The organism is Chondrinema litorale (assembly GCF_026250525.1).
Lineage (GTDB): Bacteria > Bacteroidota > Bacteroidia > Cytophagales > Flammeovirgaceae > Chondrinema > Chondrinema litorale.
This window is the reverse complement of the sequence record NZ_CP111045.1, coordinates 449856-463413: the sequence shown is the minus strand read 5'-3', so window position 1 is coordinate 463413 and position 13558 is coordinate 449856. Positions and strand designations below refer to the sequence as shown.

General features: G+C 32.6%; 14 protein-coding genes. 10 read left to right on the top strand and 4 right to left on the bottom strand.

Annotation, left to right across the window (positions count from 1 at the left end; translation table 11 throughout):
• Positions 1-4 precede the first annotated feature (4 nt).
• The 8 genes from OQ292_RS24760 to OQ292_RS24725 all read left to right on the top strand — a co-directional run bounded on the left by OQ292_RS24760 (position 5) and on the right by OQ292_RS24725 (position 7987).
• A complete protein-coding gene (locus OQ292_RS24760; protein WP_284686672.1) occupies positions 5-1072 on the top strand; it encodes a Gfo/Idh/MocA family oxidoreductase in 1068 nt (355 codons plus the stop codon).
• A complete protein-coding gene (locus OQ292_RS24755; RefSeq protein WP_284686671.1) occupies positions 1056-1973 on the top strand; it encodes an MBL fold metallo-hydrolase in 918 nt (305 codons plus the stop codon). Before OQ292_RS24760 ends, OQ292_RS24755 begins: the two co-directional genes overlap by 17 nt.
• Positions 1974-1990: 17 nt before the next feature.
• Entirely contained in the window at positions 1991-2938 is a 948-nt protein-coding gene (locus tag OQ292_RS24750; RefSeq protein WP_284686670.1) for an aldo/keto reductase, read from the top strand.
• Between the two features lie 180 nt (positions 2939-3118).
• Positions 3119-4174, top strand: a complete 1056-nt coding sequence (locus tag OQ292_RS24745) for an SDR family oxidoreductase (protein WP_284686669.1) — start codon at positions 3119-3121, stop codon at positions 4172-4174.
• A 47-nt stretch (positions 4175-4221) separates the two neighbouring features.
• Positions 4222-5136 carry a sugar phosphate isomerase/epimerase family protein gene (locus tag OQ292_RS24740; protein WP_284686668.1) on the top strand — a complete coding sequence of 305 codons (915 nt, stop codon included), beginning with the start codon at positions 4222-4224 and terminating at the stop codon, positions 5134-5136.
• A gap of 48 nt (positions 5137-5184) precedes the next feature.
• Positions 5185-6297: an L-dopachrome tautomerase-related protein gene (locus OQ292_RS24735; RefSeq protein ID WP_284686667.1), complete on the top strand. Its 1113-nt coding sequence runs from the start codon at positions 5185-5187 to the stop codon at positions 6295-6297.
• Positions 6298-6351: 54 nt separating this feature from the next.
• Positions 6352-7383 (top strand): LLM class flavin-dependent oxidoreductase, encoded by a 1032-nt coding sequence (locus OQ292_RS24730; protein WP_284686666.1) that lies wholly within the window; start codon positions 6352-6354, stop codon positions 7381-7383.
• 7 nt (positions 7384-7390) lie between these two features.
• Positions 7391-7987 carry a cupin domain-containing protein gene (locus OQ292_RS24725; protein WP_284686665.1) on the top strand — a complete coding sequence of 199 codons (597 nt, stop codon included), beginning with the start codon at positions 7391-7393 and terminating at the stop codon, positions 7985-7987.
• Positions 7988-8003: 16 nt separating this feature from the next.
• Here OQ292_RS24725 and OQ292_RS24720 read toward each other — a convergent pair whose 3' ends face one another.
• The 3 genes from OQ292_RS24720 to OQ292_RS24710 all read right to left on the bottom strand — a co-directional run bounded on the left by OQ292_RS24720 (position 8004) and on the right by OQ292_RS24710 (position 10912).
• On the bottom strand, positions 8004-8510 hold the full coding sequence (locus OQ292_RS24720) for an STAS/SEC14 domain-containing protein (RefSeq protein WP_284686664.1): 507 nt from the start codon (positions 8508-8510) through the stop codon (positions 8004-8006).
• Between the two features lie 234 nt (positions 8511-8744).
• Positions 8745-9176, bottom strand: coding sequence for a hypothetical protein (locus OQ292_RS24715; RefSeq protein ID WP_284686663.1), 432 nt, complete (start codon positions 9174-9176; stop codon positions 8745-8747).
• A gap of 437 nt (positions 9177-9613) precedes the next feature.
• The gene (locus OQ292_RS24710; protein WP_284686662.1) at positions 9614-10912 is read right to left on the bottom strand and encodes a T9SS type A sorting domain-containing protein; all 1299 of its coding nucleotides are present in this window, start codon (positions 10910-10912) and stop codon (positions 9614-9616) included.
• 478 nt (positions 10913-11390) lie between these two features.
• Between OQ292_RS24710 and OQ292_RS24705 the strand changes: the two genes are divergently transcribed.
• A complete protein-coding gene (locus OQ292_RS24705) occupies positions 11391-12632 on the top strand; it encodes a BT3233 family polysaccharide utilization protein (RefSeq protein WP_284686661.1) in 1242 nt (413 codons plus the stop codon).
• Between the two features lie 355 nt (positions 12633-12987).
• Positions 12988-13113, top strand: coding sequence for a hypothetical protein (locus OQ292_RS24700; protein WP_284686660.1), 126 nt, complete (start codon positions 12988-12990; stop codon positions 13111-13113).
• Between the two features lie 92 nt (positions 13114-13205).
• Here the strand turns inward: OQ292_RS24700 and OQ292_RS24695 are convergent, their stop codons facing one another.
• Positions 13206-13550 carry a DoxX family protein gene (locus OQ292_RS24695; RefSeq protein ID WP_284686659.1) on the bottom strand — a complete coding sequence of 115 codons (345 nt, stop codon included), beginning with the start codon at positions 13548-13550 and terminating at the stop codon, positions 13206-13208.
• Positions 13551-13558: the final 8 nt, after the last annotated feature.

The window sequence follows — 13558 nt, the reverse complement described above, 5'->3', positions numbered from 1 at the left end:
AATCATGAACAAACAAACAATTAACACAGCTTTATTAGCATACGGATTTTCAGGCAAGCATTTCTTTGCTCCTTTTTTAGAGGTGCATAAAGGTTTCGAGTTGAAAGGAGCATGGGAGAGATCGAAAAAGAAAATTCAGAAAGATTACGAAGGAAAAATAAGTTACCCATCTTTAGAAGCACTATTAGCAGATGAAGATATAGATTTAGTAGTAGTAAATACACCTATAGATACACATTATGATTTTGCCAAAAAGGTACTAGAAGCAGGCAAAAATGTAATAGTAGAGAAAGCATTTACAAACACTGCCGAAGAAGCTAAAACTCTACATGAGCTAGCAAAAAGTAAGGGTTTAAACCTCTTTGTTTTTCAGAATAGAAGATACGACAGTGATTTTAGAACAACTAAAAAAATTATTGAAACTGGTAAACTTGGTAAAATAGTAGAAGCGAATATTTCTTACGATTTCTTTGTGCCAGAAGTACGCGGAGATGTACATACAGAGCATCCCAAAAGTGGTGGAGAATTTAATAATCGTGGTTCGCATATTACCGATCAGGCAGTAAGTCTGTTTGGAATTCCAGCTGCTGTACAGGCTGATTTTGCCGCTTTCAGGCCTAATTCTCTAGTAGAAGATTATTTCCAAGTAACACTTATTTATCCAGATAAAAGGGTAAAACTAAGAGCTACAGATATTTCTCTAGAACATCAGCCTGGCTATGTGATTCACGGATTAAACGGCTCTTACATACAAAACAGAACTGATATACAAGAAGACAAATTGGTAGCCGGTGTTAAACCACACGAAGGAGATTGGGTAAATCATGAAACTTATTCAGAAGGGACTTTGGCATTTCTTCAAAACGGAAACAAAGTGATAGATAGCATCAAAACTGAAATAGGTAATTACTACGATTATTTTGAAGATGTATATCAGACTTTGGCAAATGAAGCTCCGGCTCAGGTGTCAGGTTATGATGGCTATAGAAATATGGTAGTGATGGATGCAGTGAGAGAAAGTGTAGAAAGTGGTAAAGTAATCAAAATAGACTATCATGACATTACTGCATAAATCTAGTTTGATATTACTGGCTTTATTTTCTGCCTCGAGTTCGCAGGCTCAGGAATTAACTAACATAAGTTATGATGATACTTTGTTGGCTAAAATCAGAAGTGCCGCTCAAACGATTCCGGGTAAAAAAGCTACTGAACTGCATTACATTAAGTTTGCAGAAAGCCCTCGAACTTATAGTGCAACAGTAGAAGGCGGAGATGAAACACCTTACATTCAAGCTAGAACTGCTTACCAAGTAATGTTTGAAGATGGTTGGATTATGGTAGACGCAGGCATGGATAAAAAGGTGCATCAATTCTTTGGTAAAGGGAAACAGCAGCCATACTTCTCAGATAAAAATGAAGAATTGCAAGCAGCCTTAGTTAGTGCGAAAAAGATACTTATTACGCATGAGCATGGCGACCATATAGCAGGTGTTTTGAGAACAGATTCTTATAAAGAAATAGCTCCTAAGACTATTTTAACTAAGCAACAGATAAATACACTGATTAACAACCCACAAATGCCGGAGCTTAAAATGGAAACTGCACAATTGAAAGATTTCACTGTAGTGGATTTTGAAGATGTGCTTCCAGTAGCTCCGGGAATTGTACTCATTAAAGCACCGGGCCATACACCGGGTGAAATTATGGTTTACATCCAGTTTGAAACGGGTAAAGAGTACTTGATTACCGGTGATGTAAGCTGGAGTTATGTGGGAATTAAAGAGAAAAAGCAAAAACCAGAAAGCCAACGAAAAAGGATAGGTGAAGACGCCGAGAAAATTCAATTTGAGTTGAATTGGCTTAATGGTCTTCCAGAAAAAAATATCCAACTCATTGTAAATCACGATGATATAATTCAACCAGAGTTGGTGGAACTAGGAATTTTAAAAGAAGGATTTAAAACGAATTTATAACTAATAGAACATATAAAATGGAAAAAGTAAAAATAGGAAATACCGATTTAGAAATAGCTCCAATAAACTTAGGTGGTAACGTATTTGGATGGACATTAGACGAGAAAAAATCATTCGAAATACTTGACGCTTTTGTGGAGAAAGGGTTCAATTTTATAGATACTGCCGACATGTATGCTTACTGGGTAGATGGAAAAGAAGGTGGACAATCTGAAACGATTTTAGGTAAGTGGATGAAAGCCAGAGGTAATCGCGATAAAGTGATTATGGCAACAAAAGTAGGTGGAGAAACAGGAACACATCCAGTAGATACTAGTAAAAAACATATTCTAGAAGCTGTAGACAAATCATTAAAAAGGTTACAAACCGACCATATTGATTTATACTATACGCACTTCGATGATGAAAAAACACCTGTTGAAGAAACCTTAGAAGCTTATGATGAAATCATAAAAGCAGGTAAGGTTAGATATATTGCAGCATCTAATCTTTCTCCTGAAAGGTTAACTGCCTCTATGGAAGCTTCGGAGAAAAATGGTTTGCCTAAATATCAGGCTTTACAACCTCACTACAACTTATTGGAGAGAGCTAAATATGAGCCGCAATATGCTCCTTTAGCAGAAAAATATGGATTAACTGTATTTCCATATTGGTCTTTGGCGGCTGGTTTCTTAACTGGTAAATACCGTTCTGAAGATGATTTGAATAAAAGTGTACGTGGAGGAAGTGTAAAACAATATTTGAACGAGAAAGGACTAGGAGTCTTAGCAGCTTTAGATAAAGTTTCTGAGAAACACGATACTACATTGGCTACAGTGTCTCTTGCTTGGTTGTTAGCCCAGCCAAACATCGGAGCGCCAATTGCCAGTGCAACCAGCGAAAATCAATTACAAACACTGTTTAATGCTCCTGAGCTAAATCTTGATACCGACGATTTAAAATTGTTGGATGAAGCTAGCAAATGAGCAAATCTGTAATTGATTAACTAACCTAAATATGCCAGAACTTAGTTTCAGGCATTTATTTTCTTTCTAATTATTCCAGTAATGATTCGATTTTGTCTGGTATTTATCCCAAAATCAAGGAGAAGAGCTCAAATTAAATGGAAGTAACTAAGAATTAGAAGGAGCTAAAAAATTAACAAAATGAGTAAATACACAGCTTTAGTAGTAGGAGGGAATGGCATTATTGGCAGAAACCTCACGCAGTATTTAGTAGGTTTAGATAATTGGAATGTGATTGTAACATCGCGTTCTAATTTAAATTATCCAACGGAAGCTACCTACCTTTCAATGGATTTGAGTAAAGTAGGTGCCGCAGAAGAACATAAAAAACAATTGAGTGAAGTAACTCATATTTTCTACGCGGCTTACACAGAAAGGAAGAATCCATATGAGCAATCGGAAGCAAACCTAAGCTTGATGAAAAATCTAGTTAACGGTGTAGAAAAGGTAGCTATTAATTTACAGCGAGTAATATTTATTCAAGGTGGTAAGGCTTATGGTGCGCATTTAGGTTTTTATAAAACACCAGCAGTAGAAACAGATTTAAGAAGTATTACACCTAACTTTTATTACGATCAAGAAGATTTTCTTAGAGAAGCTTCTGAAAATAAGAAGTGGAGTTGGACATCTATAAGACCAGATATTGTAATTGGTTTTACCATTAAAAACCCGATGAATCTGGCTAATTTGATTGCAGTTTATGCAACAATTTGTAAGGAAGAGAAAATTCCGATGCGTTTTCCGGGTTCGCAAAAGGCTTACAATGTGTTGGTAAATGTTACTGGTGTTGATGTGCTTTCTAAGGCAATGCAATGGGCTGCAGAAAATCCTCAAACTGAGAATGAGATTTTTAATATTACCAATGGCGATGTATTTAGATGGAGCCAAGTGTGGCCTAAAATAGGAGAATACTTTGGAGTAGAAGTAGCTGAACCACAAACATTTGCTTTAGAAGAATACATGCCTGGTAAAAAGGATTTATGGAAATCGATCATTCAAAAATATAACTTAACAGAATACCAATTAGACGATTTGGTTCAGTGGGGATTCGGTGATTTCATTTTCAATGTAGAAACAGATGCTTTTCAGGATGTTAACAAAGCGAGAAGATTTGGTTTCCACGAAATGAATGGTGATAGTCTTGGTGTATTCGAAAAAACATTTCAACAACTAACCGAAGAGGGTGTTATACCTTAAATCAAATTTTTTATATCTATTCTAGAAGAAATTTTTTAACTAAATCAATGGGTGCTTCAGCGGCATTTGCGGTAGGTATTTCTGAATCAAATGCTACTGAAAAATCAAAAAAATCTACAATTACTAAAAAACAAAACACTAACATGAAATTAGCAGCTATATCTTGGACTTTTGGTCTAGACAATTTGGATGAACTATTCGAAAAAGTTAGTTCAATTGGTTACAATGGATTACAATTTTGTGGTGATTTTAAGAAGTATTCTGCTAGCAAAGTGCTTGCAGCAGCTAAAAAATATGATGTAGAAGTTACCAGTTATGATCCAATTAACTGTAAGCCAGAGAGCGATAAAGAAGCTACTTTAGAAAACTCTGTTGCTTTTTATAAAAAAGTGATTGACTACGCCGCAGAGCTTGGAGTTCCAATGGCTACACTACAAGGGCTTTCTTTTTGGACAATAAATGAGAAAGACTACGAAAAAGCGATGCTTCAAATAATTGAAGCTGTTAGGCAATTGAATGATTACGGAAAGCAAAAAAATATCTTGCTCACTTACGAAGCATGCTGCCATTATGAAACTACATGGGTACAAACTGCTGATGAATTAATAAGAATTAAAGAAGAAGCCAATGCAGACAATGTTAAATTGGTGTTAGACAGTTTCCACATGAATATAGGTGAAAAAGATATGCTAGAGCCAATTCGCAAAATTGGTGGAGATGCTCTTTACAGTTACCATGTGTCTGATTCTGGCAGAGGTGGAATTGGAACTGGGCACATCGATTATATTGCTCAGTATAATGTTTTAAATGAAATTGGTTTTGATGATCTCTTGTGTTTCGAAATTGTGATTCCAGAATGCAGACCATATAAATTGCCAATGAACGAAGCACAAATGGCAGAGTTTACAAAACAATCTAAAAACTCTCTTAATTTTTGGAAAGCCTTAATGGGTCAAAGTTGATAGATTATCAATCATTTTCATTATTAAGAGAAAAACTGAAACTAAGAAATGAAGAAGAGTCTCATATTCAGCATCCTATTAAATTCACTTTGCTTTAGCATATTTGCTCAGCAAAGTGAAAGCGAAAAATATCAGAGTCAAGATTTAATTCCAGTTGCCACTTTTGATAAAAGTATGGCAATTGGTTTAAGTGTTACTTCGGATAATAGAGTTTTTGTTGCCTTTCCTAATTATAATGGCGAAGGAAAATACACTTTAACCGAAGAAAAGAATGGAGAGTTAATGCCCTATCCGAATGAAGCTTGGAATACCAAAGGTGAGTATAGCGAGCATTTGTTAAGAGTTCAAGATTTATATGTTGACTCTGAAGATTTTTTATGGGTGTTAGATTCGAAACCGGCCTCTAAAGGTTCAATTTTTGGCGATGCTGGAAAATCTCAAGAGGGGCAATTCAAACTTGTAAAAATCAATACAAAAACTGATGAAGTTGCAAAAGTCTATTTGTTTGAAGACTTGGATAAAACGGCATCTGGCTTAAATGATATTAGAATAGATACTGAAAAGGAGCTAGCTTATTTGTCTGATCCGGGGCAGGCTGCGATTGTTGTGCTTGACTTAAAAACTGGAAAATCGCGAAGTGTTTTGGCTAAAACAAAATTTACTTTGGCAGATAAAAATCTAGTATTGAATTACAGTGGAACAGAAATGAAAAGCAAAGATGGTAAAGCATTTTCATCCAATGTAAATGGAATTGCGCTTACTAAAGATTTTAAATATCTGTACTTTAAGCCAATAAACAAACTCAACCTTTTTAGGGTTGAAACCAAGTATTTAGCTGATGCTGATTTATCTGAAAAAGAGTTGGCAAAAAAAGTAGAAGATGTAGGTGAAGTAGGGATTACACATGGTTTAGCTGCTGATGATAAAGGTAATATTTATTTAACTACATCCATCAATTATACCATTAGTTATGTAACTCCTGAAGGTGAATTACATACCTTAGTTCAAGATGCTAGATTATTATGGCCAGACTCTTTAGGAACAGGTTCAGATGGTTATTTATACTTTACTTGTGCGCAGTTACAACGCCTTCCGCAATGGAATAATGGGGTTGATAAAACTGAATATCCGTACACAATGTATAAAGTTAAATTACCATAAACTTTTCCAGATTTTGCTGGGTTGATATCTAGTAAATCAATATATAATAAACAAATGGAATTAGGTATAGGAATGTTTGGTGACCTTACTTTTGATAAAAGTAAAAAACAATTTCAGTCACCAAAACAGCGATTGAATGAAATGATAGAGCAAGTAAAGCTATCAGAAGAATTGGGTTTAGATTGCTTTTTACTTGGAGAACACCACCGGCCAGATTATGTAGTTTCATCAACAGAGATTGTGTTAGCAGCTTTGGCTTCAGTTACAAATAAAATAAAACTTGGCAGTGGGGTTACAGTTTTAAGTTCTGCAGATCCTGTAAAAGTATATCAAGATTATTCAACTTTAGATTTACTATCTGATGGAAGAGCCGAAATTGTGGCTGGTAGAGGAAGTTTTATAGAATCTTTTCCTTTGTTTGGTTATGATCTTAAAGATTATAATGCCCTGTTTGAAGAGAAATTGGATTTACTACTTCAATTAAACGAGAAAGAAACAATTAATTGGGAAGGGAAATATAGAGCGCCTATTAAAGATCAAACAGTATATCCAAGACCAGAGCAAGCATTGCCAATTTGGATAGCTGTTGGTGGAACACCTGAGTCGGTATATAGAGCAGCTAGATTGGGTATACCAATCATTTTTGCAATTATTGGTGGCATGCCAAGTCAGTTTAAGCCTTTGATTGATTTCTATAAACAGGAATATGAGAAGAATGGACATGATATGAGTAAAATGAAAGTTGGTGTGCATTCTCATACTTTTGTAACAGAAACAAACGAGCAGTTAATTTCTAATTATTTCCCTTATTATGCAGCACAAATGGATAGGGTTGGACAGTCAAGAGGATGGCCTCCATATTCTCAAAGACAATTTATGGGAGGCATTAGTAAAGATGGTGCATTGTTTATGGGTGAGCCTAACGAAGTTGCAGACAAAATTCTTGAAACTATAGAGATGTTTGGCTTAGACAGATACGTTGCGCATATTGATGTGGGTGGCCCTGAACATAAAGATTTAATGAAATCTATAGAGCTATATGGAACTAAAGTGGTTCCTCAACTAAGAAAAGCTTCCAGTAAATAAATATATTATGGAGAATCGAAGAGAGTTTATAGCAAAATCTGGCTTTTGTGGATTTGCCCATCTTTTTGGTTGTCCATTTTTTGCTTTTATTGATATGACTGATGTTACACCCACGAAATATTATTTTGAGGATGATGGTATAATTCCCAACAGTAAATATCCTCTTCTTATCTACCAATCTGCTTTCAATTTGAAAGGTAATGAAGGTGCTAATTGGTTAGAAAAACATTTTAAAGCAAACAATTGGTTTAATTCATGGCGTTGGGGAGTTTATCCTTTTCATCATTATCATAGTACAACTCATGAAGTACTAGGCTGTTTTCAAGGGAGTGCATTGTTACACTTGGGAGGAGAAAAAGGTGAAAAAATACAAGTAAAAGGTGGCGACATTATTGTAATTCCAGCAGGAGTAGGACATAAATGTATTTCACACAGTAATGACTTTACTGTTGTAGGTGCGTATCCAAATGGCAGAGATTGGGATTTACTCAAAGGAGAACCCAATGACCGCCCAAAAGCTGATAGAAATATTGCCGCTGTTTCTTTACCAGAAACAGATCCTTTTACAGGTAAAAAAGGAGGATTATTACTTGCTTGGGAATAATTGAGACAATTTTTATTTACACCACCTTATTTTGCTCTTCTTTGTAATCTAAAAGCTCAAATGCATTAGTGTATTCATTGTTATACAGAAGTAATACAGGTTTGTTTTTTGTGTTTAATTTATCGGTCATAAGCCATTTTTGAGCATCTTCTTTTTGTTCAAAAAACAAAGTATTAAAATGAGATAAATCTACATGACTCATCATTTGTTTTACATTTATTTTTTGAATAAAGTCATCACTATATACAATGGCTATTTTTTCAGTCTGAAAATTCGGTGTTTCCTTTACTAGTTTATTTATCCATTTCTGCATTTCAGAGTCAACTTGAAATAGAAGTTGCTTTTCATCTGCAAGAAGTTTTGTGATCTTATATCTACTATATTGTATAATGTAGGTTAAAAACTCAGCTCTGTATTGTTCTGTTGTCATTTCTCTGGTAGCAGGTAACCAGATAGCTTCCATAAGTTCTTGCGAACGAAAATAAACCATTTTTAAAAAAGAGCTTTCATAAACAACTTCCATAATAGTAATTGGTTAAAGATTTTATTATAGTATTTAACGTTTGCTCTATTTGCACTAAATTTAATTAGTTAATTCAAAAGCTATTTGAAAATTTTAAAAAAATAGCAAATGAATATGGCCAGAAAAAATATTAATTGCAAGATGAGAGTAATTCAATTTGATAATTAATAATAAGTTCTTGGTTGAAGTCTATAAAAATTGAAGAACAATTATATTTTCAACCTAAAGGTTGTCTTATATAATTTGAATAGCATTATTTAACTTATTATATAATAGCCAATCTTTTGCATCAGATTTATCCTCAAAAAATAATGAATTAAACTGAGCCATCTCTGGTTCTTTTATCATTTGTTCTGAAGCTAATTGTTGAATGAAATTTTTACTTAAAATTATCGCTACTTTTTTAACTTCAATAGTTCTGTTTTGAATAATAGTTTGGCCAACCCATTTTTGTAATTCTGGATTTATCGTAAATAGTAATTCTTGCTCATCAATCAACAAATAGACAGATTGCAATTTGTTATGAGTATTTATAAAATTAAAAATTTCCTCCTGAAATTTACTTTGTACCATTTCTTTAGTAGATGGTAACCATTTGGCTTCTAATAACTCTTCGTTGTCTGAGATATCTAATTGTAAGAATAAACTTTTGTAAACAGTTTTCATGTGGTAATAAGGTGTAGTTTTAACAATTTTACATTCATAACTTCGAAATTAATTTTTCAAATACATTTTAGATGTTTATAGGCATACCTATTAAATATTATTTACAAGCTAAAGGCTAAAGTGCATCTATAAACTTAGAATAATTATATGTTTATGTTTTATATCGCTTTTTTGAGGATAGTATTTATAAAAAAAGTTAAAGCCCTATTTTACGATTAGTCCATCTTAAATATTGGAATATTAATATTTTATCTAATGTATTAATTGAGGGATTTAAAAAAATAAAGTGTTATGTGATAGATATTGTGATAAAAAAATATGATATATTATTGTTAGGCTTTATATAAAAAAAATTCCAATTTATATACTTTAGAAATTGGAATTTTTAATTGAGTAATTTTTATAAGCTTTTTTATTTTTACTTTATCAATCTTTAATTAAAGAGCCATAATTTTTTTAGATATTGTAGTATTAGCACTTTTTAGAACAACAATATACATCGTGTTTGAAGCGAAGTTATTTACTTCTATTTCTAAGCTGTTATTAGAAATTTCTACTGTGTTATTATAAATAGTTGAGCCTTGTAGATTAAAGATTGAAACCTCACCTTGTACACCTGTATGACTTACCAAAAGCTCTAATGTATTTTGAGAAGTAACCGCTACATCAAAATCAAGCGTAGTAATTGAGTTATTTTTCACAACTATTACTTTAGAAGAAGTACTGTTTCCATCTTTATCTACTTGAGTTAATCTGTAATAAGCAATTCCATGTAAAGCCACTCTATCAAAGTAGTTATATTGAGCTGCTTCAGTACCATTTGAACTACTATTTATAGTTCCTATTTGAGTGAAAACATAACCATTTTCAGATTTTTCTACTATAAAATAGTCGTTGTTATCTTCAGATGCTGTAGTCCATGATAGCTTTGTAACACTTTCGTACTCTAAATATTCAGCAGTAAAACTTGTATACTTTACTGGTAATATAGATGAGCTACAGTTACACTGAGTTACACCAGAACCAGTTTCATCAGTATCTGAAGGAGAACTGCTATTACAAATATCAAGGTCATTAAGCTTACCACCATTTTCTACAGTACCTGTTCCTGTGTAACTAATACCGTTGCAACCAGTTGCAGTGCCATCACCATATATTTTACCATCTACTAATAAGTCACCATCAATTTCTAAACCTGCACCTTCTAAACTAATTTCACCACCACTTACAACTGTTACATCACCATTAATAATAACTGTTCCTTGAACAACCATGTCTGCACCGTTATTCACATTTAATGCTCCGTTGATTTCCATTGCACCATAAGATGTGTTATAGTTATTTAGATTACCACTAGAGTTTACATCAATATCTCCATTTACTTGCATTAATCCATAGTTATTAATTGTTCCACTAAATGAGATAGAAGAAGTAGTAATTGTACCGTAATTATTTACTTCTGCGCTAGAAGAAGTAATATCAAGTGTACCTGTAAAAACTACATTTTCACCAATACAAAGGTTAGAATTATTTCCAGTTAAGCTAATATTACCACTGTATTCACCAGAACCAGTAATGCAGTATGTTTTATTATTATTACTGAGGGTTAAATTACTTGAACTAGGTGCAGTATAAGTAAAGTTGCAAGAAGTGCACTGAGCTGTTGCAAATTGAATAGTAATAAATGAAACAAAAAGAATTAATAATTGGCTGGTAAAAGTAATTAGCTTGTTCATAATTGTGGTGTAGTTTAGTTGTATTTATTTATTTGCAAAATTGAATCTTAAAGAGATACCAATATGATTATTCAAATAAAATAAATTGTAACTATCAGATAATCAGTAGTATATAATTTTTGTATTTTTTTGATATTATGCTAGGATTATAAAAAGGCATTCCAGATTATAGAATAATCCTAAATTGGGAAAATTAATTATACTACTTTATGTGTATTTATTTGGTAGATAACTTTTTTTGGAAAAAATATATTTGAGATTTTTATATTTATCAGGATGGTAAAAAAATGATTTGGATGAACTGATTCTTTACCAAATATAGATTTATATTTATGAAAATATATAAGATGATAAATATTATATAATATGGGAAATTTCAAAACAAAATATTATTTTTTGTTTAAAACTAATTGTAAATCACTGGTTAAATATAGGTTTAGCATATAGTTTTGGTAAAACTATTATAAAGTGAAAGAATATGAAGATAATTAAAACAGCGAACTTATTAAGTACTAATAGAATCGTTAAAAAGAGTTTACAAAGCATTTTTATAGCCTGTTTATTTGGCTACTTTTTAAGTAGTTGTACCGAAGAGAAATCTACTGGGAAAACAGTTACTGTTAAAAACCCACTTAGTATTGATCGCCAATCAGAAACTATTGAACTTGATCTTACTAAGCTAAAAGATCTTACTGAAAAAACTTCTATAGAGAATATTCTTGTAAAAGATGCGAACGGAAATGTTTTAGTAAGACAACTTATTGATTATGACCAAGATGGAACACCCGATGAGCTTTTGTTTCAAACAGATATTAAAGCTAATGGTGAGTTATCTTTTAGTTTGACCAGTGAAGAAAATGGAGCAAGCCAACAAGTTGAAAGTAAGTTAACTACCTTTTCGAGGTTTGTACCAGAAAGAACTGATGATTACACTTGGGAAAACGATAAAGTTGCATTTAGAACTTATGGACCAACTGGTCAAAAGGAAGCTTTGGAGGGAGTTCCAGGTAGTACACTTTCAAGCGGAATGGATTTGTGGTTGAAAAGAGCAGATAAATCTATTATTGACAAATGGTATGCAGAACATTTAAAAAGTCCGGGATATTATCACATCGATCATGGAGAAGGTTATGATCCTTACCATGTTGGTGGTAGTAGAGGTACAGGTGGAATAGGTATTTGGGATGGAGATAGTTTACTGGTTTCTCAAAACTTTACAGAGTATAAAACTATTGCTGCTGGCCCAATAAGAACTGTATTTGATTTGACTTACGCACCTTGGAGTGAATACGGGTTAGAAGAAACAAAAAGAATTTCTCTTGATTTAGGCTCTAACTTTTCTAAATATGAACTAAGCTTAAATGCTGCTCAATCGATTCCTAATATAACTGTTGGTTTAACCATGCATAATGGTGAAGGAGAAGCTAAGTTACAACCAGAGGCAGGTTGGGTAAGATATTGGGAAAAAATTGATGATGCTTGGGTAGGAGAAGGTATAATATTTAACCAAACTACATTAGATTCTGCCTTTAATAATACATCTGATGTACCAGATCAAAAACAAATTTTAGTGGTAAACAAACCCACTGATAAGTTAACTTATTTGGCCGGTTTCGGATGGACAAAGAGTGGACAAATATTATCAGTTGAAGATTGGGATGCTTTACTTGCTAAAGAAGCAGAAAAATTTGCCAATCCATTAGAAATATCTATTAAGTAATTCTGATATACTTATTTAAAAAAAGGGCTTTTTTTGAATCAAAAAGCCCTTTTTTTATGTACTAGAATGTATAAGATAAATAATTTATTCCAAATAGTTTCATGTACTAAAGAGTATTATGAGTTTTGATAATTACTATTAAGTACTCATAATTAGTCTTTATTTGGGTATAAACTGTCTTTTTATTCTTCATTTACATTTTGTTATTAACCCTTATTTAATAAAATAAATGATTGAAATGTTACCTATAGTGCCCGCACACACCCTATTTTAATTTGTTAACTATTGCAGATGTAACATTTTCTCATTTCGTCGATTAAATAGTATGTAACGTTGATTATAACTTTAATACAAAATGAAAGTAGAAAATTACAATACGACCGGGAAGAAAATTGAAGAATTAGCTGAAAGACTTAAAAATATTAAGAAAGGGCTAAAAGAAATTGATGAGAAATTCGAAAAGGATTCAAAAAATAAATAAGCTTCTTTAATATGAGAAAATGGCTTAGCATATATTTAAAACTATAGCTGCCATTTTCATCATAAAATATTTTGAGTGGTTCCAAATTGGTTTTAATTTTTCATTCTGCCCCAAGCTACAAATGCTGCAAGAAAAGCAAAGATTATATTTACTCCAATATCGGATACTTCTCCTCTTAGAATATGGAAAATAGCGGCACATATCATTAGTAAAATTATTCCAATTGCTGCTAAAGGAGTTAATAAGGGTTTTGCATTTATAAAATTTGGCAGAATTAATCCTAAAGCTCCAAGTAAATCTATCAAACCTGTAAACTTTACCAAATAAATTGGTACTTCTCCAACCCAAAACCACATTTCTGAAAGCTCTTCAATTGGTGTGATAAATTTTAAAAATGCTGACCATATTAAACTAATTGCTAAAAGTACTTGTATCATCCATAATA

What these genes read in the sequence shown, in the direction of transcription:
- OQ292_RS24760 (WP_284686672.1), top strand. Translation starts at nt 5, where the DNA reads ATGAACAAACAAACAATTAACACAGCTTTATTAGCATACGGATTTTCA.
- OQ292_RS24755 (WP_284686671.1), top strand. Translation starts at nt 1,056, where the DNA reads ATGACATTACTGCATAAATCTAGTTTGATATTACTGGCTTTATTTTCT.
- OQ292_RS24750 (WP_284686670.1), top strand. Translation starts at nt 1,991, where the DNA reads ATGGAAAAAGTAAAAATAGGAAATACCGATTTAGAAATAGCTCCAATA.
- OQ292_RS24745 (WP_284686669.1), top strand. Translation starts at nt 3,119, where the DNA reads ATGAGTAAATACACAGCTTTAGTAGTAGGAGGGAATGGCATTATTGGC.
- OQ292_RS24740 (WP_284686668.1), top strand. Translation starts at nt 4,222, where the DNA reads ATGGGTGCTTCAGCGGCATTTGCGGTAGGTATTTCTGAATCAAATGCT.
- OQ292_RS24735 (WP_284686667.1), top strand. Translation starts at nt 5,185, where the DNA reads ATGAAGAAGAGTCTCATATTCAGCATCCTATTAAATTCACTTTGCTTT.
- OQ292_RS24730 (WP_284686666.1), top strand. Translation starts at nt 6,352, where the DNA reads ATGGAATTAGGTATAGGAATGTTTGGTGACCTTACTTTTGATAAAAGT.
- OQ292_RS24725 (WP_284686665.1), top strand. Translation starts at nt 7,391, where the DNA reads ATGGAGAATCGAAGAGAGTTTATAGCAAAATCTGGCTTTTGTGGATTT.
- OQ292_RS24720 (WP_284686664.1), bottom strand. Translation starts at nt 8,510, where the DNA reads ATGGAAGTTGTTTATGAAAGCTCTTTTTTAAAAATGGTTTATTTTCGT.
- OQ292_RS24715 (WP_284686663.1), bottom strand. Translation starts at nt 9,176, where the DNA reads ATGAAAACTGTTTACAAAAGTTTATTCTTACAATTAGATATCTCAGAC.
- OQ292_RS24710 (WP_284686662.1), bottom strand. Translation starts at nt 10,912, where the DNA reads ATGAACAAGCTAATTACTTTTACCAGCCAATTATTAATTCTTTTTGTT.
- OQ292_RS24705 (WP_284686661.1), top strand. Translation starts at nt 11,391, where the DNA reads ATGAAGATAATTAAAACAGCGAACTTATTAAGTACTAATAGAATCGTT.
- OQ292_RS24700 (WP_284686660.1), top strand. Translation starts at nt 12,988, where the DNA reads ATGAAAGTAGAAAATTACAATACGACCGGGAAGAAAATTGAAGAATTA.
- OQ292_RS24695 (WP_284686659.1), bottom strand. Translation starts at nt 13,550, where the DNA reads ATGATACAAGTACTTTTAGCAATTAGTTTAATATGGTCAGCATTTTTA.